This window comes from Phenylobacterium glaciei (genome assembly GCF_016772415.1).
GTDB lineage: Bacteria > Pseudomonadota > Alphaproteobacteria > Caulobacterales > Caulobacteraceae > Phenylobacterium > Phenylobacterium glaciei.
Genome location: NZ_JAGSGD010000001.1, coordinates 3770761 through 3793836 on the forward strand (window position 1 = coordinate 3770761; position 23076 = coordinate 3793836).

Sequence of the window (23076 nt, forward strand, 5' to 3'; positions counted from 1 at the left end):
CCCCTTGCGGGAGAAGGAAAGACGAGCCCTCAGTACCCGTTGAGTCCCACGGTCCCGGCCGGGAAGTCGCGGCCCGTGCGGATCATGCCGTCGTTGTAATAGACCGGGCGGCCCGAGGCCGTGTAGCGGCTGACAGCCGCGCTGGCCCGGCGGTGGTGGTGGCGCGGGGCGGGGCGGTAGCGGTCCTGGCGATAGGCGCCTTGGTCTCTGTAGCCACCGCCTTGGCCCGCGTCTTGATAGCCATAATCGCCGCCGGGCGCGGCGCCGCGTCCGTCATAGGCCTGGCCGCCTCGATCAAAGGACTGCGGCGCCTGACGGTCTTCGTAGCGGCTGTCCTGCCGGTCGTCATACTGCGACGTCGCGTGGGCGTAGGACTGGGCCAGGACCGGCGTGGCGCCGGCCAGGGCCAGCAGGGTCGCGGAGATCAGCAGGGTGCGCATGGCGGGTCTCAATACCGGCGGGGAATGGGAATGACGCAGGCCTGGCGGTCGGCGTTGGGCACGCGGCCGCCCGGGCACGGGGCGCAGCCGCTGGGCGAGCGGCTGTCATGGATCAGGTTGGGCGCTCGGGTCGTGCAGTCGCCGTTCGGCTCTCCGACCGCGATGGTGAGCGGCTTGGCGGCCGGGATCGGCGAGGCGGCGATCGCCGGGGCTGCAGCGGGCGGTTTGGCGTAGGTCGTCGGCGGCGCCGCGACGGGCTTGGCGGAGAGGACTGGCGTTGGCGGCTTGGCGGAGAGAACCGGCGTCTGCGACTTCGCCAGCGCCGCGCCCGGACCTGCGACGGCCGTGCGAACACCGCCCACCGTCTGATAAACCGTGGGGGCCGGCTTGGCGGCCGGCGCAGGCGCCGCAGCCACGCACGTACCGGCGGCGGTCTTCGTCTGGCCAGGCGGGCACCAGGGGACAGCCGGCGCGGGGCCGGCGGCCACGACGGGCGTGGGCTGGCTCGATTGCGCAACGGCCGCCGGAGCCGCCAGCAGCAGGGCGGCGCTCAGGAGCGCGGCGATGGATCGAAACATGTGTCAGCCCTCCTGTTAACCAAGCCGCACAGTCCTTCGCGCGGCCCGTGCGGTCAAGCTGGGCGGGACCTCACCAGGAATCGATCCAGCGCAGCTTCTTTTCCGTGCGGGGCGGAACCGGCGGCAGGGACTTAAGGCCCGCCAGCACCCAGCGGCGCGTGTCTGCCGGGTCGATGACGTCGTCGAGGTCGGTCCCGGCGCCCCGGGCCAGGGCCTTGCCAGCGGCGTAGGCGCGGGCCACCCGCTCGTCGAAGCTCGCCTTGCGCTCCACTGGATCGGCGATCGCCGCCAGCTCGTTGCGGTAGCCCAGCTTCACCGAGCCCTCCAGCCCCATGCCGCCGAACTCGCCGGTGGGCCAGGCGACGCAGAACATGGCGGCCTGATAGCTGCCCCCGGTCATGGCGATGGCGCCCAGGCCATAGCTCTTTCGCAGGATCACCGAGAAGATCGGCACGGTGAGGTTGGCCCCGATCACGAACAGCCGCGAGCAGTGACGGATCAGGCCGGTCTTCTCCGCCTCCGGTCCCACCATGTTGCCCGGCGTGTCCGACAGCGACAGCAGCGGGATGTCGAAGGCCTCGCACAGCTGCAGGAAGCGGGCGGCCTTGTCGGAGGCGTCGGCGTCGATGGCCCCGCCGATGTGGTGCGGGTTGTTGGCGAACACCCCGACCGGCCGCCCCTCGATGCGGATGAAGGCGGTGACCATGGCCAGGCCGAACTTGGGGCGCAGCTCCAGCACCGAGCCCTCGTCGGCGATCAGTTCGATCACCTTGCGCACGTCATAGACCCGCAGCCGGTTCTCCGGGATCGAGCGGCGCAGCAGCCGCTGATCGGCGCAGGTCCAGTCGGCGACCGGGCCCTGGAAATAGGAGATGTACTGCTTGGCCAGGCGAACGGCGTCGGCCTCGTTCTCGGCCAGCACGTCGATGGTGCCGTTGGCCTGCATGACCTTCAGCGGGCCAATCTCCTCGGGCCGGAACACGCCCAGGCCGCCGCCCTCCACCATGGCCGGACCGCCCATGCCGAGCGCCGAATCCTTGGTGGCGATGATCACGTCGCAGCAGCCGAGGATGGCGGCGTTGCCCGCGAAACAGCGGCCGGAATTGATCCCCACCAGGGGCACGGCGCCCGACAGCCGACCCCAGAACTCGAAGCCCCGGGTGAAGCCGCCGCCCTCGGTGTCGCCGGGCCGCCCGCCGCCGCCCTCGGTGAAGAACACCGTGGGGACCCGCCAGCGCAGCGCGATCTCGCTCATCCGATCGAGCTTCTCGTGGTTGTGCGCCCCCTGGGTGCCGGCCAGCACCGTGTAGTCGTAGGCCATGACCGCGACCCGGGCCTTGTCCTCGGAAAAGCGGTCGCCGTTCACCTGGCCCAGCCCCATGACCATGCCGTCGGCGGGCGTGGTGGCGATCAGTTCGTCGAGGGTGTTGCGGCGGCGGCGCGCGGCGACGGTGAGCGCACCGTACTCGGTGAAGGTGCCCGCATCGCAGAGGTCGTCCACGTTCTCCCGCGTGGTCCGCTGTTTCGTCTTCCGCCGCCGGGCCACAGCCTCGGGCCGGGCCTCGTCGCGGGTCAGGCGCTGGCGCTCCAGCACCTCGGCCAGGTCGGGGCGGATATAGTCCAGGTCGATGACCTCCTCGGCCTCGCCGGTCCCGCCCGCCATCTCCACCTCCTCCAGGAAGGCCAGGGGATGGTCCTCGAAGACGGTGTCGCCCTGGGCCACCGTGATCTCACGCACCACCCCGGAGAAGGCGGCGGCCACCACATGCTCCATCTTCATGGCTTCCATGATGAACAGCGGCTGGCCCTCGCGGACCGTCTCGCCGACCGCCACGGAGAGCGCGATGACGGTGCCTTGCAGCGGCGCGCGCAGGGGCCTGGTCCCCTCGGGACCTTCGGCCTCATCCTCTTCGTGCTCCACGGCGACACGCTCTTCCTTGCCGAGCGCGAGGACCGCGAGGGGATCGACCGTGTCGATCTGCACGCCAGCCCGCTTGGCGACGCCGCCCGAGGCCGCGGCTTCGAAGTAGAGCTTCGGGGCGTCGGCCGTGGCGGCCAGCTCGCCCATGGTCTCCTCGATGAAGCGGGTATGGACCTCGCCGGCGGCCACGGCCGGATGGGCCAGCAGGCTTTGCAGGAAGCCGATATTGGTGGGCGCGCCCGCGATCTTGAATTCCGACAGGGCGCGGTGCGCCTTGGCGACGGCGACCGGCAGGCCGCCGGAGGTCGCATGGACGATCAGCTTGGCCAGCAGGGAGTCGTAGCGGGCGCTGGTGCGGTAGCCGGCATAGCCGAAGCCGTCGACCCGGACGCCGGGACCCGAGGGCGGTTCGAAGGCCGAGAGCACCCCGCCCGCCGGCCGCGCCGAGCCGTCGGCGCTCATGGTCTCCAGGTTCACCCGGGCCTGCACGGCCACCCCGCGCGGCGTGGGGACTTCCGCCTGGGTCAGGTTGAGGTCGGCCAGGCTATTGCCCCCCGCGCCACCTCGATCTGCAGGCGCACCAGGTCCAGGCCCAGCACCTCCTCGGTGACGGTGTGCTCCACCTGCAGGCGCGGATTGGCCTCAATGAAGACCAGGCGTGGGCTCTCGCCCACCTCCACCAGGAACTCCACAGTCCCCAGGCTGCGATAGTGGGCGGCGCGGCCGAGCGCCACGGCGGCCTCGAACAGCTGCTCACGGATCGCCATGGGCAGGGTGGAAGCCGGGGCGATCTCCACGACCTTCTGGCGCTGGCGCTGCAGGCTGCATTCGCGATCCCACAGGTGCGAGACGGTGGACCCGTCGCCGAGGATCTGCACCTCGATATGGCGGGCCTTGGGCAGGAACTGCTCCACATAGAGCGCGCCGTCGCCGAAGGCCGCCAGGGCTTCGGAGGCGCAACGCTCGAAGGCCTGCTCCAGCTCTTCCACCGACCGGGCGGGACGCATGCCTCGTCCGCCGCCGCCGGAGACCGCCTTGACCATCACCGCCCCGCCGGTCCCCAGCCCCGCCAGGAAGGCCTTGGCCTGATCAAGCGTCGTGGTCCCGTCCGTGCCCGGCAGGATCGGCACGCCGCAACGGGCGGCGAGCGCCCTCGCCTGCCCTTTGTCGCCGAACAGGTCGAGGGTTTCGGGGGTCGGCCCCACGAAGGTCACGCGCGCCTCGGCGCAGGCCCGAGCGAAGGCCGCGTTCTCGCTGAGGAAGCCGTAGCCCGGATGGATGGCGTCGGCCCCGGCGGCCTTGGCCACCGCCAGGATCTGCGCCCCGTCGAGATAGGCGGCCGGTCCCGAGCCCTTCAACCCGACGGCCGCGTCGGCCTTGCGGGTATGCAGTGAGGCGGCGTCATCCTCGGCATAGACCGCCACGGTGGCGATCCCCATCTCGGCGGCGGTGCGGGCGATACGCACGGCGATCTCGCCGCGGTTGGCGATCAGAAGCTTCTTCACGTCCCCTACCCTCTCGCGGCCGCTCTCGACCGTCTCATTGGTTCTGAAATTTAGCGCACCGGGGGCGACAGCAGCCCTTCGAACAGCGGGCGCACGTAGAGGTTCACCGCCTGGCCCGGCGTCACCGCCGCCGCCCAGTGCCGCAGTTCAGCGGCGGCGTTGATGGCCGCGGTGATCACCTGGGCGCCGATATTGGTGTCGATGGGTCGGATCGAGCCGTCGGCGATACCGTCGCTGATCAGCGAGGCGAAGCGGTCGGAGATACGGTCGAACTTGGCCACCAGCTTGGGCTGGATGGACTCCGGCGCCGAGGTCAGGGCCGAGGTGCGCAGCAACGGCGCATTGCCCGACATTTGGTACTCCACCAGAGCTGTCGCCACGGTGGCCAGGGTCTGCAGCCCGTCGGTGGTGACCGCCTCGGCCTGGCGGATCGCCCGGCGCATCACCTCGATGGTGCGCTCGAAACAGGCCTCCACCAGTTCATCCTTGGTCTCATTGTGGTGGTAGAAGGCGCCCTTGGTGACGTTCAGCCGCGCGGAGATCTTCTCCACCGAGGCGCCGAGATAGCCCTCCTCGTTGATCAGTTCGGTGGCCGCTCGCAGGAACAGCTCGCTGGAAATCTCCCCACCCTCCGGCGGCTCGGGGATCAGGTCAGGCAAGGGTCTGGGGTTCCAGGCGGCGCCGGGCGCGGCCAGGCCGTCGGCGGTGATCGACAGCAGGCGCTGGGTCACCCGGCCATAGTCCTCGGGATCGTGCCGGTGCAGCCAGACCGGCGCCCAGAAGATCTCTGACAGCAGCATGTGGGTCCGGGCATTCAGCTCCAGCCGGGTCAGGCTGGCGGTCTCCGGCCCAACCAACAGACCCCGGGCGCGGCGGAACATGTCCACATAGGCGGCGTTCACGGCTGCGGAGTTCAGGGCGCGCACATCGTTGAAGGTCGTCAGCGGCTCGACCTCAGCCAAGGCCATCCGGCGGCGATAGTCGAGATAGGCGTCGAAGAAACGGGTCAGGCGCTCGCGCGCGTCGGCGCCGGTCTCGCCCGCGGCGAGGAACTGGGTGAAGGCGTCCACGCCCTTCAGGAAGCAGGCGGCCGCCAGCTCCTCCTTGTTCTTGAAGTAGTAGATCACCCCCGTGGGCACGAGATTCAGGCTGGCCGCCACCTCGCCCAGCGTCATCCCGCGCACGCCCTTGCGGTTCAGCACCTCGACAGCCGAGGCGACGATGGCGGTCTTGCGCTGTTCGAACCGGCGCGTCGGACCACGGGTCGCTTTCGCTGCCGGCTCAAGGGTCTCCGTCATGTCTCCACCCGCGTCGCGCGGGTTGATACCGCGTCTTCAAGTCCACCCTAACCTGTCCGACGGCCCCGGCGAAAGACGCCAGGGCCGATAAGGGATCAAAGGCTCTTCAACGCCTCGGTATTGATCGGCAGGCTGCGGATGCGCTTGCCCGTGGCCGCGAAGATGGCGTTGCAGAGGGCGGGCGGCGCCGGCGGCAGGGCGGGTTCTCCCAGGCCGGTGGGCGGGTTGTCGGTGATCAGGAAATGCACCTCCACCGGCGGCGCGTCGGCCATCCGCAACAACGGATAGTCGGCGAAGTTGCTCTGCACGGCGGCCCCGCTCTCGATGGTGATCACCTGGCCCAGCGCCGCCGACAGGCCGTCGAGCACCGAGCCCTGCACCTGGTTGATGGCGCCGGCCGGGTTGACGATCTGACGGCCCACATCGGCCGCCACCCAGACCTTGTCCACCTTCACCGCGCCATCGGCGGCGACGCTGGCCTGCACCACCTCGGCGAAATAGCCCATGTGGCTGAAGTGGAAGGCCACCCCCATGCCGGTTCCCCTGGGCAGCTTGGTCTTGCCCCATCCGGACTTCTCGGCCGCCAGCTTGACCACGCCGCGCATGCGGTCGGCGGCGTAGCCGTTCTGACCGGCGGTCCCCATGATCGCCCCGTCCCCCAGCAGCTTCAGCCGGAAGGCCACGGGATCGGCGTTTGCCGCATGGGCCAACTCGTCGATGAAGGACTGCATGACGAAGGCCAGCGCATTGCTGCCCGGCGCCCGCAGCGGGCCGGTGGGCACGCCGGAGGGGATCAGCGACAGGTCGTAGCGGAAGTTTGGCACGAACCGCGACGGGAACTCGGTGGGCGACATGCCAGCGCTGGAGGCGACCTTGCCGTCACTCCCCAGGCTGACGAAGTGGTCATGCCAGGCGGTGACCGTTCCGCTCGCATCGACGCCGCCTGACAGGAAGTGGTAGCCCGCCGGTCGGTAGTAGTCGTAGCGAAGGTCGTCTTCGCGGGTCCAAAGCATCTTCACCGGCGCCTTGGCCTCGCGGGCGATCCAGGCGGCCTGGACCATGTAGTCGTTGGCCAGCCTGCGCCCGAAGCCGCCGCCGCAGCGGGTCATGTGCAGGATGATGTCGGCGGGCGCGATGCCAAGGGTCTTGGCCACCAACTGGCGGCCGGCCTCCGGGTTCTGGGTCGGGGCCCAGATCTCCAGCTTGCCGTCCTTGAAGTGGGCCGTGCAGTTCATCGGCTCCAGGGCGGCGTGGGCGATGAAGGGATAGCTGTAGGCCGCCTCCACCGTCTTGGCCGCCGCCTTCATGGCCGCATCCACGTCGCCGTCATTGCGCTCGGTGCGCAGCGGCGCGGCCTTGGACAGCGCCAGGGCCTGGGCGTCGTAGCCGGCGGTGGACTGCTTGGAGGTGGTGTGCTCGGCCCACTGGACGTTGAGCTTCTCGCGGCCCCTGCGCGCCTGCCACCAGCTGTCGGCCACCACCGCCACGCCGGGCACCAGGCCCGAAAGGTCGGTCCCGCCGTCCACCACGAAGGCCTGGCGGACGCCCTTCACCCCCTTGGCGGCGGCCAGGTCGGCGCTGGCCACCTTGGCGCCGAACACCGGGGCCTTTTCGAAGGTGGCGTACAGCATGCCCGGGGCCACCACATCGATGCCGAACAGCGGCTTGCCGCTGACAATGGCGGCGGTGTCCACCTGCGGCTTGAAGCGGCCCAGGATGCGGTAGTCCTTGGGGTCCTTCAGCGGCACGGTCTTGAGATCCGGAGCCGGCAGGGTCGCAGCCTTGGCGGCCAGGGAGCCATAGGTCGCCTTCTTGCCCGAGGCCTTGTGATAGACGACGCCCGACAGGGTCGTGCAGTCGGCGGCCGGCACGTTCCAGGTCTGGGCGGCGGCGGCCACGATCATGGCCCGGCCCGCCGCGCCCACCCGGCGCAGCTCGTCCCAGTGCAGGGGCGTGGCCATACTGCCGCCGGCGAACTGGCGGCCATAGGTGGCGGGGTCGCCGTCGGCCTGCTTGGTGGTGACCTGGGCCCAGTCGACGTCAAACTCCTCGGCGATGATCATCGGCAGGGAGGTCTTGATCCCCTGACCGATCTCCGGGTTCTTCGACACGATGGTGACCTTGCCGTCAGGCGTCAGGCTGACATAGGCGTTGAGCTTGGAGACGCCCTGCTCGGCGGCGCCGGCCTTGGGGGCCACGCTGAAGGACAGGAACAGCCCGCCGGCCAGGGCGCCGGTCTTGAGCAGGTCGCGGCGCGAGGCGCCCTCGGCGAAACAGTCAGCCATCTTACGCCTCCACCTTCTGGCCGGAGGCCTGTTTGATCGCCGCGCGGATGCGGGTGTAGGTGGCGCAGCGGCAGATGTTGCCGCTCATCGCCGCGTCGATGTCGGCGTCGGCGGGCTTGGGGGTGGCGTTCAGCAGGGCGGTGGCCGACATGATCTGGCCGGGCTGGCAGTAGCCGCACTGGGCGACGTCGAGCTCGCTCCAAGCGGCTTGGATCTTCTTGCCGTTGGCGGTGGCGCCGATCCCCTCGATGGTGACCACCTTGGCCGCGCCGACGCTCTCTATGGGGAAGGAGCAGGAGCGCACCGGCTGGCCGTCGACATGGACCGTGCAGGCGCCACACTGGCCGATGCCGCAGCCGAACTTCGGCCCCAGTATCCCCAGCCCGTCGCGCAGCGCCCAGAGAAGAGGCGTGCCCGCCTCGACGTCCACGCTCTGGCCCTTGCCGTTGACGTTGATCTTGTAGGCCATGACGCGCGCCCATCCCCGGTTTCGTTGTTGGGGAAATCCTAGCGGCGTCGCGACGCCTTAGCCAGCCAGGGGAATGATCCCGGTGAGGATTCCCGCGCCCAGCAGCACCAGGGACAGGGCGACGGCCCAGACAAGCGTGAACCTCTGGTGCTGAGCCAGTTCCACGCGGACCAGCCCCACCAGCAGGTAGGTGGACGGCACCAGGGGCGAGAGCAGGTGCACCGCCTGGCCGGTCAGCGAGGCCCGCGCCATCTCCACCGGGGTGATCCCGTAGCTCCCCGCCGCCTCCGTCAAGATCGGCAGGATGCCGAAATAGAAGGCGTCGTTGGAGATGAAGAAGGTGAAGGGCATGGCCAGCAGGGCGGTGATCGGCGCCAGGTAGGGGCCAAGAACGGGCGGGATCAGCCCCGTGACGCTACCCGCCATCGCCTGCGTCATCCCGGTGCCATTGAGGATGCCGGTGAAGATGCCGGCCGCGAAGATCAGGGCGATCACCGGCAGGATGTTCGGCGCATGGGCCGCGATCCGCGCCTTCTGCGCCGCCAGGGAGGGATAGTTCAAAACCAGCGCAATGGCGGTGGCGATCATGAACAGCACGGGCAGGGGCAGCACCCCCATCACCAGGGCGGCCAGCAGGCCCAAGGTCAGGGCCAGGTTCAGCAGGATCAGCCTGGGCCGCTCGGTGCGGTCGTTGTCGTCGACGAGGTCGCGGACCAGGTCGTCTTCGTCGGGCTCGCGCATCTCCCCGGTGGAGGAAAGCGCGTCCAGCCGCCTGCGCTCGCCGCGCCCCAGGAGCCAGGCCACCAGCAGGATGAACACCACGCCGGCCAGCATGCTGGGAATCATCGGAACGAAGATGTCGGCGGCGTCCAGGTGCAGGGCGCTGGCCGCCCGCGCCGTCGGTCCACCCCAGGGCGTGATGTTGGTCACCCCGCAGGCCAGCATCAGCAGACAGGCCAGGATCAGCGGGTTCAGGCCCAGCCGCCGATACAGCGGCAGCATGGCCGTGCAGCAGATCAGGAAGGTGGTGGACCCATCCCCGTCCAGGGCCACCACGACCCCCAGCACTGCCGAGCCCACGACGATCTTCACCGGATCCCCGCCGACGACGCGGACGATCAGCGCCACCAGGGGATCAAACAGCCCCGCATCGGTCATCAGGCCGAAGAACAGGATGGCGAAGGCCAGCATCACCCCCGTGGGCGCGAGCGCCTTGACCCCGTCGAGCATCATCGGCCCCAGGTCCGCCCCGTGCCCAGCCAGCAGACCAAAGACGACGGGGGTCAGGATCAGGGCCACCAGGGCCGAGACACGACCCGTCATGATCAGGGTCATGAAGGTCGCCACCATGGCGAAGGCGAGCAGGGTCAGCATCGCGGCAACCTCGCCGAGAATCTGCGAGGGTGGAAGCGACTACGCGCCCTTCTCCCCTTGCGGGAGAAGGTGGGCCTGCGGAGCAGGGTCGGATGAGGGGTCGAAAGCCCTCTCTGACAAATCATCACGTCATCCCGGCCGCAGCGCAGCGGAGGGCCGGGACCCAGGGGCAGAGCGCTCGACCCCTGGGTCCCCGATCGGCCTGCCGGCCGTCAGGGATGACGCGAGTTGTTGTCCTGATGAGGGAGCATGACCCCTCATCCGGCCGGTCTCCGACCGGCCACCTTCTCCCGCAAGGGGAGAAGGATTTGGCTCAGGGCAACACCACCACGCTGTCCGACAGCTCGTTGGGATTGTCGGCGGTATCCGCCGGGAAGTGCTCGGCCAGGATGTCGGCGCAGAGCGCGATGGCCGCCTCGAACCCTTCAGCCGGCTTCTTCTTTTTGATGCCGGCGATCAGCGCCGCCATAGCCGCGTCCCAGACCTTGGGGTCGACCTTGGACGCCACGCCCTCGTCGGCGATCAGCTCGGCCATGCGCTCCTTGGTGGAGACATAGATCAGCACCCCGGTGCGTTCGCGGGTGGCCGCCAGGTTCTTGGCCAGGAACTGCTCCTGGGCGCGCCTGCGCACCCGCTCGCGCTTCAGGCCAGCGGGCGTCAGCAGCCGGCGCAGGGGACGGATCATGCCCACCAGCACCGCCACCACCACGAACAACGCACCCTGCATCAGCAGGGCCCCGATCAGGGCGCTGCGCACCGACTGCTCGGCCACCGCCCCGATCTGGGCGGCTGACCACTCGCCGGTGAGAATTTCAGGGGCGCTCACATGGATGCCGCCGGCCAGAAGCAGGGCGGGGGCGGCCAGGGCCGCGATCGCCGCCCAGGCCACCGGCACCTCGCGGTAGTCGGAGGATTCCCTGGCCACCACGGTGTAGATCTCGCCCCGGGTGCGCAGCTCGCCCTGGGTCACCGCGGCCTCGATCCGCGAACGGTCGGCGTCTGAAAGCATCACCATCCTCCTGAAGACCCACCGCCGCCGAACGACCCGCCGCCGCCGCTGAAGCCACCACCACCACCGCCGCCGCCCCAGCTGCCGCCGCCGCGACCGCCGCCCGAAAACAGCAGGGGCAGCAGCCACCACATACCGCCGCCACGGCGCCCGCGGCCGCCACGACCGCCGCGCAGGATGCCGCTGAGCACCCAGAAGATGATCAGCACGATGAAGATGATCGGAATGCCGCCACCGCTGGAATGGCTCTGCGCCTTGGGGGGCGCCGCGGCGATCGCCTTGGCCTGATCGTCGGGCAGGGAGAGCTGGCCGATCACCGCCTCGGCGCCCGACATGACGCCTTCCTCCATCTTGCCGTTCCGGAAGGCGGGCAGGATCTTGGTCTGAATGATCACACTGGACAGCGCGTCGGTCAGCACGCCTTCCAGGCCGTAGCCGACGTCGATCCGCACCTTCTTGTCGTTGGGCGCCACCAGCAGCAGGACCCCGTCATTGCGGGTCTTGTCGCCGATGCCCCAGGCGCGGCCAAGCTGATAGCCGTAGTCCTCGATCTCATAGCCGCCGAGGTCGGGCAGGGTCGCCACCACCATCTGCCGGCCGGTCTTGGTCTCCAGGTCGGCCAGCTCACCGGTGAGCTTTTGCTCGGCTTCCGGCGAGAGAAGATTGGCGTTGTCCACCACCCGCCCGGTGAGCGGCGGGAACTTGGGGGCGGCCATCGCCACCCCCGCGCTCACGACGAGGCCGAGGACCGCGAGGACCAGCAGCCCCCGCAGTCCCTTGCGCGCGGTCATTGGGCCGGCGCGGCCGGCAAGGTGGACACCGCGGGCGCCGTGGTCGGCGAGAAGCTGACGCTGGGCGCGGCCTGGGCCGCGGCGTTGGCCTGGAACATCACCATCGGCTTGGAGCCGCTATGGACGGTGGAAGCCCAGAAGCTGTTGGGGAACTTGCGGAATTCCAGATTGTAGTCGCGGACCGCCTCATTGTAGTCGCGGCGCGACACGGTGATGCGGTTTTCGGTGCCTTCCAGCTGGCTTTGCAGGGCCAGGAAGTTCTGGTTGGACTTCAGGTCCGGATAGCTCTCCTGGATCATCATCAGCCGGCCAAGTACGCCCGACAGCTTGTCCTGGGCGGCGGCGTATTGCTGGAACTGGGCCGGGTTGGTCAGGGTCGAGGCGTCCACCTTGACCTGGGTCGCCGAGGCGCGGGCCTCGGTGACGGCGACGAGAACGCTCTTTTCCTGGGCGGCGTAGCCCTTCACGGTCTCGACGAGGTTGGGGATCAGATCGGCGCGACGCTGATACTGGTTCTGGACCTCGGCCCACTGGGCCTTGGCGCGCTCTTCCTTGGTGGGGATGTTGTTGATCCCGCAGCCGACGATCAGGACAGGCGCGAGCACCAGCAGGGCGGCGCGCGCGAGGCGATTGCGAAGCGTGGACAAGGTATGTGGCTCCCTAAGAGCAGGCATCAGGATCAGGCCTGACTACGCGAACTATGTGGCCCCGTCCTCGATCCGGCGCAACGGCTGGTGGATGAAGCTTTGGTAAGCGAGGACCGCTGGTCAAGGCGAAACAGTATTGCGCCGCAAAAGGTCTCACTGCCACGCTCTACGACATCACCACAGCCCTGGGCCCGATCCTGGCATGCGGCCACCGGTTGCCTGGAGTTTCGCCTTCAGCCCAGCAGCAGCATCGCCAGGACCCAGCCCAGCACGACCAAGGTCTCGGCGACGATCAACAGGACCGGCTTCCAGCCGACATAGACCAGTTCGCCCAGGGAGGTCTTGGCGCCCAGGGCGGCGATGGCGGTGACCAGGCACCAGCGCGAGGCGTCGCTGGTCTGCTCCATCAGGTTGGCGGCCACGACCCCCGAGGAGTTGACCGCCACCAGGGCCACGAAGCCCAGCAGGAACATCGGCACCAGGGGCGGCCGTTTACCCGAAGGTCCGGCGGTCATCTTGGAGCGGAACATCAGGGCCACCACCACGATGGTGGGCAGCAGCAGGGCGACGCGGAACAGTTTGACGATGGTGGCGGTGTCGCCGGTCTCCTTGGAGACCCCGTAGCCGGCCCCCACCACCTGGGCCACGTCGTGGATGGTGGCGCCCAGGAACACCCCGGTCTGGGTGTGGGTCAGGCCCAGCATGCCGGCGATCACCGGATAGATGACCATGGCCACGGTGGAGAGCGTGGTGACGCCGACCACGGTCAAGGTCGTGTCCCGCTCGCGGGTTGGCGAGGGCGGCAGGACCGAGGACAGGGCCAGCGCCGCCGAGGCGCCGCAGATGGCCACCGCGCCGCCGGTGAGGATGCCGAAGTCCGGCTTCAGCTTCAGCACCCGCGACAGGGCCCAGCCCGCCAGGATGGTGAGGATCACCCCGCCCGCGGCGATCACCAGCACCTTGCCGCCCAGCGAACTGACCTGGTCGAGGGTGATCCGCGCGCCCAGCAGGGCGACGCCGAGGCGCAGGACGGTGCGGCCCATGAAGTCGATGCCCGGGCGGCAGCGAGGATCCTGGCCGACGAAGTTCACCGCCATGCCCAGCAGCAGGGCGAACAGCATGACCGGCGCGCCATAGTGGTCGGCCAGCCAGGTGGCGGCGAGCGCCACGACGACGGCGATCAGGCCGCCGGGCATGATCCGCTGGGCGGCGCGGTAGAGCCGGAGGTAGCCCGGCGTACCGGCCGGCGCGGGCGCCATGACCGGCACCCCTTCGAGCGAGTCGAAGGAGGCGAAGGCGAACTCGTGTTGCTCGGGCTCGCCGGAGTGAGGCGTCACGGCAGCAGCGGCCCGTGGTTCAACCTGGGCAGGACGTGGCGGGCGAACAGGTCGGCCTCGGCGGCGTGCGGATAGCCCGAGAGGATGAAGGCGTCGATGCCCATGGCCTGGTAGGCCTGCAGCTTGGCCAGCACCTGGTCGGGATCGCCGACAATGGCCGCCCCGCAGCCCGAGCGGGCCCGGCCGATGCCGGTCCAGAGGTTGGCCTCGGCATAGCCGTCATCGGAGGCGCTCTCGCGCAGCTCGGCCTGGCGACGGACCCCCACCGACTGGCTGTCCAGGGACTTGGCACGGATGGCGTCGCCGGCCGGGGCGTCGAGGTGGGAGAGCAGACGCTCTGCGGCGGCGCGGGCGTCGGCTTCGGTCTCGCGGACCACCACGTGGACGCGGTAGCCGAACTTCAGCTTGCGGCCGTGCCTGGTGGCCCGCGCGGTCATGTCGGCGAGGATCTCCTTCACCGCCTCCTGCTTGTCGGGCCACATCAGATAGACGTCGCAGCCCTTGGCGGCGGCCTCGCGGGCGTCCTCCGACAGGCCGCCGAAATAGAACTGCGGCGACTTGCCCGAAACCGTGCGGATGCGCGGCGGCTCCACCTTCAGCCTATAGAACTCACCGTCGAAATCGAGCGCCTCGCCGTTCAGCAGGGTGCGCAGAATGTGCATGGTCTCCACCGTGCGGGCGTAGCGCGGGGCGCTGGCCAGGGTCTCGCCGGGCATGTCGCTGGAGATGATGTTGATGGTCAGGCGGCCGTTCAGCATCTGGTCGATGGTGGCCAGCTGGCGGGCCAGCTGCGGCGGCCACATCTCGCCGCAGCGGATGGCGGCCAACAGGCGCATGCGCTGCAGCAGGGGCGCGATGCCGGCGGCGAAGGCCAGGGTGTCGATGCCCAGGCCATAGCCGGACGGCAGCAGGATGTTGTCGAAGCCGCCCTTCTCCGCGGTCAGCGCGATGTTGCGGCAATGCTCCCAGCTCGAGGCCAGAGCCGGGTCCGGCACGCCGAGGAACTCGTAGTCGTCATCGCAGAGCGCCGAGAACCAGGAGACTTCGCAAGGGGCTTGGGTCACGGCAGGGGAACTCCTCTGGCGGCGGTGAGAAGGGCGTACCACTCGGGACGGGTCAGCTGGACGTCGAGGGCCTGGGTGGCTTCCGCGATGCGGTCGGGCTGCTGCGAGCCGATGATGGGGATGGGCTTGGAGGGATGAGCCAGGAGCCAGGCATAGGCCGCCACGGTGCGGGAAACCCCGTGGGCGGCGGCGGCCTTGTCCAGCTCGGCGCGGACCGCGATGACCCGTTCGTCCGTCGACGGACCATCCGCCAGCCGGCCCTGGGCCAAGGGCGACCAGGCCATGACGCCCATGCCGGTCTCCAGGGCCTGATCCAGGGTCCCGTCATAGAGCGGGCCAACCACCAGGGGCGAGAACTCGATCTGCACGCAGGCGATGGGGAAGGCCAGGTGGGCCTGCAGGGCGGAAACCTGAGCGGCCGTGTGGTTGGAGAGCCCCACCTCGCCGATCTTGCCGGCGCTGCGCAGGCGCGTCAGCACCTGAGCCACCTCCGCCGGGTGGGCCAGGTGGTCGGGGCGGTGGATTTGATAGAGGTCGATCTTCTCGACGCCCATGCGCGACAGGGAGGCCTCGACGGCGCTCTCCAGATAGGCGGCGCTTGAGTCATAGGGCGTGCCCATGACGATGCCGCCCTTGCTGGCCAGCACGATCTGGTCACGCAGCTGCGGGGCTTCCTTCAGCACCAGGCCGAACAGGGCCTCGGCCGCGCCGAAGGGCTCATCATTGTCGGGGCCGTAGATGTCGGCGGTGTCGAGGAAGGTCAGACCCGCGGCGATCGCGGCCTCGACCCGGGCGCGCGCGGCCTTCACGTCAGAGCCCTTGAAGCGCCACATGCCCCAGGCCAGGGGCGACACCGCGAGGGAGCTCTTGCCGAGGGACGATTTGGTCATGGGTTGTGGACGCCGGCCCGAAAATGAAAAGCATGATCAATAGCTGCGAAGCAGCACCAATGATCGGCGATGGGCGGAACTACAAGTTCCACCTGCGCCGAAAATCAAATGATTCCGCGGCGCCGCCTCGGGGGATCACGACCATGCCAAACGCCACGCCTCAGGCGACCGCCGCCTCCAATCTCCGTTGGGTGGTGCTGGGCCTGGTGTTCTTCGCCAGCGCCATCAACTACGCCGACCGCCAGATCATCGCCTTGCTGAAGCCGGTGCTGGAAGCCGACCTCGGCTGGAGCAACAGCGACTATGCCGGGATCATCGAGAAGTTCCAGCTGGCCACGGCGCTGTCGCTGATGCTGGCGGGCTGGTTCGTCGACCGGGTCGGCGTGCGCAGGGGCTATGCCTGGGGCGTGGGCGTCTGGAGCTTGGCGGCCATGGCCCACGGCGTGGCCTACACCATCGGCCACTTCACCGGCGCCCGGATCGTCCTGGCGGTCGCCGAGACGGTCAATACGCCGGCCGCCATCAAGACCACCACGGCCTGGTTCCCGGCCAAGGAGCGGTCGCTGGCCATGGGCATCGTCAACGCCGCCCCGAACCTGGGGGCGATCTTCGTGCCGCTGCTGGCGCCGGCCCTGGCGCTGGCGCTGGGCTGGCGCGCGGCCTTCCTGATCACCGGCGGCATCGGGTTCCTCTGGCTGGCCGTCTGGCTGGTGATGGGCAAGCGCAGCGACGCGGTGGAGGCGGCCGGCGAGGTGGACGTGGCCGCCGTCGAGGGCGCCAAGACCCCCTGGCTCTCCCTGCTGGCCGACCGCCGCACCTGGGCGGTGGCGGGCGCCAAGTTCCTCACCGACATGGGCTGGTGGTTCCTGCTGTTCTGGGGCCCCGACTTCTTCCACCGTCAGTTTGGCCTGGGCCTGGGGGAGCTGGGTCCGCCGCTCGCCCTGGTCTACGGCCTGGCCGCCTGCGGGTCCTTCGCGGGGGGTTACGTCGCCAGCCGGCTGCTGGCCGCCGGGGTCAATGTGAACCTGGCGCGAAAGGGCGTGATGTTGGGCGGGGCCCTGCTGGTGCTGCCGATCCCGCTGGCGCTCGGCGCGCAGAACTACTGGCTCGCGGCCCTGGTGCTGGGCATCGCGCTCGCCGGCCACCAGGCCTTCTCCACCAATATCTTCGCCTTCACCGCCGACGTCTTCCCGGCCAAGGTGATCGGGGCGGTGATCGGCATTGGAGCGACGGCCGGGACGCTCGGTGGCTTGGCCATCCAGAGCTTCACCGGCTGGACCCTGGACAATGGCGGCGGCTACCTGCCGATGTTCGCCATCGTCGCGGCCGCCTACCTGCTGGCCCTGCTGTGGATCCACCTGTGGGCGCCGAAGATCGTCCCGGCCGACTAGCCCAGCTTGAACACCGTGGTGGTCTTCAGCACCACGCCGGGCCGCAGGAGGGCCGGCAGGAAGTTGGCATGGTTGGGGGCGTCGGGCGCATGCTGCGTCTCCAGCGCCAAGCCGCCCCAGCCGGTATAGGCGGTCAGGCAGGGCTCGGTGGTGTCGATCTGCAGGGACCTGCCCGAGCCGGCATGGGTCAGGCGCGCGGCCGGCGCCAGGGCGCCGCGCTTCTTCTCGGTGAGCACGAAGGTGTGGTCGAGATCGGCGGTCAGAGTACGGGGCTGGCGGTAGTCGAGGTCGGTCCCGGCGACCGGAAGCACTTCGCCGGTCGGCAGCAGGGAGCCGTCCGTCACCAGCACCCCGTCGGCCAGGATCTGCAGTTCGTGGTCACGGACGTGGCGCGAGTTCAGCCCGCCCAGATTCCAGTAGGTGTGGTTGGTGAGGTTCACCACCGTGGGCGCCGTCGTCGTCGCCGAGATGTCCAGCCGCAGCTCATTACCCCGGGTCAGCTCGTAGACAGCCTGCACCGACAGCTCGCCGGGAAAGCCCATGTCACCGTCAGGGCTGACGTGGTTGAGGGTCAGCTTGGCGCCGACCCGGGTCTCCTGGGCCTTGGCCGCCCACACCGTCTTGTCGAAGCCGACGCCGCCGCCGTGCAGGCAATTGGCCCCCTCGTTGCGATCCAGGTCGTAGTCGCGGCCGTCGATGGAGAACTGGCCCCCGGCGATCCGCCCGGCATAGCGCCCCACCAGGCAGCCGAAATAGCGCGGGCTTTCCAGGTAGCGTTCCAGATGGTCATAGCCCAGCACGATGTCGTCCAGCTCGCCGTCGCGATCCGGCGCCCGGATCGACTGGATGGCGCCCCCATAGGTGAGGATGCGCACCGAGACGCCGTGGACGTTGGTCAGGGTATAGGCGTCCACCATCCGGCCGTCGGGCAGATGGCTCAGCGGCTTCATGGTGATGGGGGCGTTCATGTCAGGTCCCGCAGACGCGCCGCGGCCTCCTCGGGCGTCAGGTCGCGTTGGGGCATGGCCAGCATCTCATAGCCCACCATGAACTTGCGCACCGAGGCCGAGCGCAGCAGCGGCGGATAGAAGTGGGCGTGCAGGGTCACGTGCGGGTGGGCCGCCCCGTCGGTGGGCCGCTGGTGGAAGCCCATGGTGTAGGGGAAGGAGACCTCGAACAGCCGGTCATAGGCCTTGGTCAGGCGCGAGAGGATGTCGGCGAGGCCGGCGCGTTCGGGCGCGGTCAGCTCGTCCAGGCCCGTGACCGACCGGCGCGGCAGCACCAGGGCCTCGAAGGGCCAGGCCGCCCAGAAGGGGACCAGGGCCACGAAGGTTTCATTGGCGCAGACGATCCGCTCTGCAGCCGCCAGTTCGCGGGCGAGATAGGCCGAGAGCAGGGTCTCGCCGTGGGCCGCCAACCCCTCGCGCTGGCGGTCGCCCTCGCGGGCCTGTTCGTTGGGGACGTGCTGCTGGGCCCAGACCTGGCCGTGGGGATGGGGATTGCTGGCCCCCATCATCTCACCGCGGTTCTCGAAGATCGTCACCGCGCCGATGTCGGCCCGCGCCGCCAGCTCTGTGAACTGCGCGGTCCAGGTTTCCACGACGGTCTCGATCTGCGCCGGCGTCATGCCGGCCATGGTGAGGCTGTGGTCGGGGCTGTAGCAGATCACCCGGCAGAGCCCGGCCTCGGGCTCGCGCACCAGCAGCGGGTCGCCGGCCGGCGCCTCGGTCAGCCCCGGCAGCAGGGCCGGATAGTCATTGTCGAAGACATAGACGCCTTCATAGTCCGGATTTCGCACCCCACCGGCCCGCGTCACCCCGGCGCAGAGGTAGCAGCTCGGATCGTGGGTCAGGCCGTCGCGGGGCTTGGCCTCGCTGGCCGCGCCCTGCCAGGGCCGGCTGACCCGCTGCGGCGAGACCAGCACCCAGTCGCCGGTCAGCAGGTTGAGGCGCCGTTCGGGCCGGCTCATGCGAACACTTCCGACGCGCCGGCCACCGCGCGGCAGGCGAAGGCGTCGGGGACTTCGCCGATGACCGCGCCATAGGCCGCGACGATGGCGGCCTGGACAGCCTCGACCGCCGCGGTGTCCACCAGGGCGATGACGCAGCCGCCGAACCCGCCGCCCATCAGCCGCGCGCCGTGCACCCCGGGGGTGGCCTGGGCGATGGCGGCCAACTGGTCGACTACCGGCAGGCTGACCTCCATGTCGTCGCGCAGGGAGGCGTGGGACTGGTTCATCAGGTCGCCCAGGGCCGCGAGGTCGCCGGCCGCCATGGCGGTCACAGCCCGGCCCACCCGGGCGTTCTCGGTCACCACGTGGCGACAGCGTTTGGCGGGATCGCCGCTAAGCTTCCGCAGGGCGGCGGGCAGGTCGCCCTGCGCCACATCGCGCAGCGTGGGAACGTCCAGGGTGCGGGCGGCGGCCTCGCAGTCCTCGCGCCGCTGGCGGTATTCGCCCCCCACCAACCGGTGGCTGACCATGGAGTTGATCAGCAGGAAACTCGCGCCTTCCGGCAGGGTCGCGGGGGTCGCGTCCAGGCTGCGGCAGTCCAGCATCAGGGCGCCGCCCTCGACACCATTGGCCGAGGCGAAGCTGTCCATGATCCCGCAAGGCATGCCCACGAACCGGTTCTCCGACGCCCGGGTCCAGAGGGCCACCTGGACGCCGTCGGCCTCGACGCCTGAGAGCGCCAGCAGGGCGCGGGTCACCGCCACCTGCAGGGCCGCCGACGAACTGACCCCCGCCCCGACCGGCACATCGGAGGCGATCAACAGGTCGGCGCCCACGATCGGCAGCCCGGCCTCCAGCAGGGTCTTGGCGGGACCCGCCACATAGTCGGTCCAGTCGCCGCGCGGGGTGAGCGTGGCCAGGTCGGCCTCCACCTCCTGACCGAAGGTCTGGGAGACGACGCGCAGCCGCCCAAGGCCATTGGGCGCGGCGGCCACCACACACCAGCGGTCGATGGCGGCGGGCAGAACAAAGCCCTCGGAATAGTCGGTGTGCTCGCCGATGATGTTGATGCGGCCGGGCGCGCGGAACAGGCGCGGCTCAGCCCCGAAGCGGGCGCGGAAGGCGGCGGCGAGGTCTGTCACGCGGGCGCCCGCGTCAGCCGGAAGACCGCGATCTCGCCGGCTCGCATCACCGGCAGGGCGATGCCCGTCTGGGCCAGCATCGCGCCCGTGGCGGTCAGGGTGTCGCCTTTCACCAGGGGGATGCGCCGCTTCATCACCGCGAAAGGCCGTTCGGGCGGATTGATCATCGCGACCTCATAGGCCGTATCGGGCTCCAGGCCCAAGACCCGCAGCGGCGCCAGCGCGGCGGCCTTCGACGTCTCCACCTGGGCGGCGGAGACCAGGATGCTGCCCTCCCCCACATTGGCGAAGGCCAGACAGCCAGGGTCGGGATGCTCCAGGCGCAGGGTGCGGCCGGCGTGCAGGTCGGCGCGCAGGGACTTGTGGACCGCGATGGCGGCGGCGAGTCTGTCGCGTTCATCCGGGGTGAAGGCGCGCAGGTCGGCCTCGATGCCCATATGGCCGCCGAGCGCGGTCATGGCCCGCAGGTCGAGGCTGGAGGTCCGCGCCGTCGTGTGGCTGGCGGCGGCGCCGACGTGAGATCCCATGACCTCCGGCGGGAAGAAGATCGAGAAGCCCCGCTGGATGGCCTGGCGTTCGATGGGGTCGTTGCAGTCCGACGTCCAGATGCGGTCAGCGCGCTTGAGGATCTCGTAGTCAGCCCGGCCGCCGCCCGAGGAGCAGCTCTCGATCTCCACCGTAGGATGGGCCGCGCGCAGCCGGTCCATCAGGGCGTAGACGGCCAGGGTCTGGTTGTGGACCGCCGCCCGGCCGCCGCTGAGCGCGTGGGTCAGGTCGCGGTTCATGTCCCACTTCAGATAGCCGATGGCGTTGCCGGCCAGCAGGGCGTCGATCTGGCCGAAGATGTTCTGCGCCACCTCGGGACGGGTGAGGTCTAGCACGTACTGGCCCCGCCCCAACGGCTGGTCGCGGCCCGGATCGCCCAGCACCCAGTCGGGATGGGCGCGCAGCAGGTCGGAGTCGGCATTGGCCATCTCCGGCTCGACCCAGAGGCCGAAATCCATGCCGAGGCCGCGCACGTGGTCGATCAGCGGGGTCAGGCCGCCCGGATACTTGGCTGGATCGACGGTCCAGTCCCCCAGGCCCGAGCGGTCGTCGGGACGGCCCCGGAACCAGCCGTCGTCCAGGACGTAGCGCTCCGCGCCGGCCTGCGCGGCCAGGTCGGCGAGCCCCTTCAGGGTCTCCAGATCGTGGTCGAAATAGATAGCTTCCCAGCCGTTGTAGTGCACCGCACGGGTCTTGCCGCGCAGCCGACCGCCGAGGATCACGTCGCGGACGAAGGGGTGCAGCCGGTCGGAGACGCCGTTCAGGCCACTCTCGGAACGGGCCAGGTAGAGGGCCGGGGTCTGGTAGCTTTCCCCTTGCCGCAGGATCACTTCGCCCGGATGCAGCAGCTCGCCGGCCTGAAGCTGAATACGGCCGTCGCGCAGCCGCTCGGCGAAGATGCGGTGATCCCCGCTCCAGGCCAGATGCAGGGCGAAAGCCTCGCCGCGGGTTTCGCTGAAGCCCTGCTCTCCCACCACCGCGAAGGGCGGGGCGTAATGGGAGGTGCGGCCGCTGCGGTTCTCCTTGGCGATCAGGCCCGTGGCGAGGGTCTGGCGGACGGGTGCGAACTCCCGGGTCCAGCGGCCGTCGAACAGCAGCAGGTCGGCGTGCGGACTGTCGAAGGCGCCGGCCGCCAGCCAGTCGACGGTCAGGGGATCAGGCCCCAGGTTGCGCAGGGCCGTGCGGCTGGTGAGCACGCCGGTGGCGGCGTCCAGGGCGAGGTTCAGGGTCAGCTCGATCCCGGCGGCGGCGTCCCCCAGCACCAGGGTCGCGCCGCCTGGCGTCAGCTCGGCGTCGCGCAGGCGCATCTGGCTGACGAGCTCGGCGCCATTGCGATGGGCCAGCAGGCCCGGATGGCCGGTGAACCCCTGCCCCGCCTCCGGCAGCCAGCTCAGCCGCTCGCCGCCATCCAGCATGCCGTGCGGGATGGCGCGGATCGCCAGCCGCGCCAGGGCCGGGATCGGATCGCCAGCCCCCAGGTCGGGGCCCCAATAGACGAGCCGGGGCGCGCCGGCCTCGGTAGTGAGGAAGACCAGGCTCTCGGCCCCGCCGTCCAGTCGAAATCCCGGAGCCATCAGGCGGGCGCCTTCGGTGTCATCACCAGCCAGGGGGTGGGCCGCACGCGCCACTCCCAGACCGCGATCAGGTGGTCGAGATGCCCCTGGGACGCCAGCCAGCCGGGCAGCGGCACGCTCTTGCCCTGCTGGTTCAGGCGCTGGATGTCGTGGGTGGCGGAGAACCGTTCGGTCACCCGGTCCAGCACGCCGGGCCGGTAGACGTCGTGGGTCTCGACGATCAGGCTCATCTTGGCCAGGGCCGGGGACAGGTCGGGCCGCAGCAGGTCATCCTCCGCCCCCTCCACGTCCATCATCACCAGGCAGCGGCGGTCGGCGAATTCCTCGAAGCCCGTCGGCGTAAAGGTCTCACGCACCACCACCCGGTCGGCGACGCCGTTCTTGCCGGCCAGTTCGGCGCAGGCCAGGCGGGCGGCTTCGACGATGTCATAGGCATAGACGGTGACGGCCGGCATCAGCCGGGCCAGGCCCACGGCGTAATAGCCCTCCGCGCAACCCACATCGACGACGCAGTCGAAGTCCTCGGCCGCGAACCGGGCGATGGCCGGGTGCAGTTCGGATTCGTAGGAGCCCAGCAGACGCGGGGCCAGGGCCCCCTCGGTGGCCGTCCCCACATAGTCCATGCCCGCGAAGGGCCCATGGAGGATCTTCGCCCCGTGATTGCGCAGCAGGAGATTGGCGATGGCGCGCGAGCGCCAGATCGCCAGGACCCGCAGGACGGTGTTCAGTTCCGGTTCCGCGGCCAGGGGCGGGTTGCGCGTCACCCGCGCCCTGATCCAGGCGGCGACCGGCTCATGTAGGTTGCTCATCCCCCGACCATAGCCGCGCGCCGCGGGGACAGGCCAGACGCTCAATTGACACCGT

At 69.9% G+C, this 23076-nt stretch carries 20 protein-coding genes; 1 reads left to right on the top strand and 19 read right to left on the bottom strand.

The window, feature by feature from the left end; all coding sequences use genetic code 11:
* Positions 1 to 29 precede the first annotated feature (29 nt).
* From JKL49_RS18580 to JKL49_RS18640, 14 genes are all read right to left on the bottom strand, one after another.
* Complete coding sequence (locus JKL49_RS18580) at positions 30 to 440, bottom strand: hypothetical protein (RefSeq protein WP_215342551.1); 411 nt, start codon at positions 438 to 440, stop codon at positions 30 to 32.
* Positions 441 to 448: 8 nt separating this feature from the next.
* On the bottom strand, positions 449 to 1018 hold the full coding sequence (locus JKL49_RS18585) for a hypothetical protein (RefSeq protein WP_215342553.1): 570 nt from the start codon (positions 1016 to 1018) through the stop codon (positions 449 to 451).
* A 70-nt stretch (positions 1019 to 1088) separates the two neighbouring features.
* Positions 1089 to 3434 (bottom strand): carboxyl transferase domain-containing protein, encoded by a 2346-nt coding sequence (locus JKL49_RS18590; RefSeq protein ID WP_347340409.1) that lies wholly within the window; start codon positions 3432 to 3434, stop codon positions 1089 to 1091.
* 29 nt (positions 3435 to 3463) lie between these two features.
* Positions 3464 to 4444, bottom strand: a complete 981-nt coding sequence (locus JKL49_RS21095) for an ATP-binding protein (RefSeq protein ID WP_347340410.1) — start codon at positions 4442 to 4444, stop codon at positions 3464 to 3466.
* A gap of 50 nt (positions 4445 to 4494) precedes the next feature.
* Positions 4495 to 5742: a TetR/AcrR family transcriptional regulator gene (locus tag JKL49_RS18595; protein ID WP_215342555.1), complete on the bottom strand. Its 1248-nt coding sequence runs from the start codon at positions 5740 to 5742 to the stop codon at positions 4495 to 4497.
* Positions 5743 to 5837: 95 nt separating this feature from the next.
* Entirely contained in the window at positions 5838 to 8027 is a 2190-nt protein-coding gene (locus tag JKL49_RS18600) for a xanthine dehydrogenase family protein molybdopterin-binding subunit (RefSeq protein WP_215342556.1), read from the bottom strand.
* Between the two features lies 1 nt (position 8028).
* Positions 8029 to 8496: a (2Fe-2S)-binding protein gene (locus JKL49_RS18605; RefSeq protein ID WP_215342557.1), complete on the bottom strand. Its 468-nt coding sequence runs from the start codon at positions 8494 to 8496 to the stop codon at positions 8029 to 8031.
* 57 nt (positions 8497 to 8553) lie between these two features.
* The gene (locus JKL49_RS18610) at positions 8554 to 9870 is read right to left on the bottom strand and encodes a CitMHS family transporter (protein WP_215342558.1); all 1317 of its coding nucleotides are present in this window, start codon (positions 9868 to 9870) and stop codon (positions 8554 to 8556) included.
* Positions 9871 to 10183: 313 nt separating this feature from the next.
* The gene (locus JKL49_RS18615; protein ID WP_215342559.1) at positions 10184 to 10879 is read right to left on the bottom strand and encodes a TPM domain-containing protein; all 696 of its coding nucleotides are present in this window, start codon (positions 10877 to 10879) and stop codon (positions 10184 to 10186) included.
* Positions 10879 to 11670 carry a TPM domain-containing protein gene (locus JKL49_RS21275; protein WP_215342560.1) on the bottom strand — a complete coding sequence of 264 codons (792 nt, stop codon included), beginning with the start codon at positions 11668 to 11670 and terminating at the stop codon, positions 10879 to 10881. Before JKL49_RS21275 ends, JKL49_RS18615 begins: the two co-directional genes overlap by 1 nt.
* The gene (locus JKL49_RS18625) at positions 11667 to 12344 is read right to left on the bottom strand and encodes a LemA family protein (protein WP_215342562.1); all 678 of its coding nucleotides are present in this window, start codon (positions 12342 to 12344) and stop codon (positions 11667 to 11669) included. The genes JKL49_RS21275 and JKL49_RS18625 overlap by 4 nt, the downstream gene beginning before the upstream one ends.
* A 206-nt stretch (positions 12345 to 12550) precedes the next feature.
* Positions 12551 to 13654: a YeiH family protein gene (locus JKL49_RS18630; protein ID WP_215342565.1), complete on the bottom strand. Its 1104-nt coding sequence runs from the start codon at positions 13652 to 13654 to the stop codon at positions 12551 to 12553.
* On the bottom strand, positions 13651 to 14718 hold the full coding sequence (locus JKL49_RS18635) for an LLM class flavin-dependent oxidoreductase (RefSeq protein ID WP_215342567.1): 1068 nt from the start codon (positions 14716 to 14718) through the stop codon (positions 13651 to 13653). The genes JKL49_RS18630 and JKL49_RS18635 overlap by 4 nt, the downstream gene beginning before the upstream one ends.
* Positions 14715 to 15608 carry an aldo/keto reductase gene (locus JKL49_RS18640; protein ID WP_215342569.1) on the bottom strand — a complete coding sequence of 298 codons (894 nt, stop codon included), beginning with the start codon at positions 15606 to 15608 and terminating at the stop codon, positions 14715 to 14717. The genes JKL49_RS18635 and JKL49_RS18640 overlap by 4 nt, the downstream gene beginning before the upstream one ends.
* A gap of 143 nt (positions 15609 to 15751) precedes the next feature.
* Between JKL49_RS18640 and JKL49_RS18645 the strand changes: the two genes are divergently transcribed.
* Positions 15752 to 16999 (top strand): MFS transporter, encoded by a 1248-nt coding sequence (locus JKL49_RS18645; protein WP_215342571.1) that lies wholly within the window; start codon positions 15752 to 15754, stop codon positions 16997 to 16999.
* Here JKL49_RS18645 and JKL49_RS18650 read toward each other — a convergent pair.
* Genes JKL49_RS18650 through JKL49_RS18670 form a run of 5 tightly spaced genes read right to left on the bottom strand, consistent with a single transcriptional unit; the run spans position 16996 to position 23021 of the window.
* A complete protein-coding gene (locus JKL49_RS18650) occupies positions 16996 to 17967 on the bottom strand; it encodes an aldose epimerase family protein (RefSeq protein WP_215342573.1) in 972 nt (323 codons plus the stop codon). The two genes, JKL49_RS18645 and JKL49_RS18650, sit on opposite strands and share 4 nt — an antisense overlap.
* Entirely contained in the window at positions 17964 to 18968 is a 1005-nt protein-coding gene (locus JKL49_RS18655; protein ID WP_215342575.1) for a UDP-glucose--hexose-1-phosphate uridylyltransferase, read from the bottom strand. Before JKL49_RS18655 ends, JKL49_RS18650 begins: the two co-directional genes overlap by 4 nt.
* Complete coding sequence (gene galK / locus JKL49_RS18660) at positions 18965 to 20092, bottom strand: galactokinase (RefSeq protein WP_215342577.1); 1128 nt, start codon at positions 20090 to 20092, stop codon at positions 18965 to 18967. Before galK ends, JKL49_RS18655 begins: the two co-directional genes overlap by 4 nt.
* On the bottom strand, positions 20089 to 22212 hold the full coding sequence (locus JKL49_RS18665) for an alpha-galactosidase (RefSeq protein ID WP_215342579.1): 2124 nt from the start codon (positions 22210 to 22212) through the stop codon (positions 20089 to 20091). Before JKL49_RS18665 ends, galK begins: the two co-directional genes overlap by 4 nt.
* The gene (locus tag JKL49_RS18670) at positions 22212 to 23021 is read right to left on the bottom strand and encodes a class I SAM-dependent methyltransferase (RefSeq protein ID WP_215342581.1); all 810 of its coding nucleotides are present in this window, start codon (positions 23019 to 23021) and stop codon (positions 22212 to 22214) included. Before JKL49_RS18670 ends, JKL49_RS18665 begins: the two co-directional genes overlap by 1 nt.
* Between the last annotated feature and the right edge of the window lie 55 nt (positions 23022 to 23076).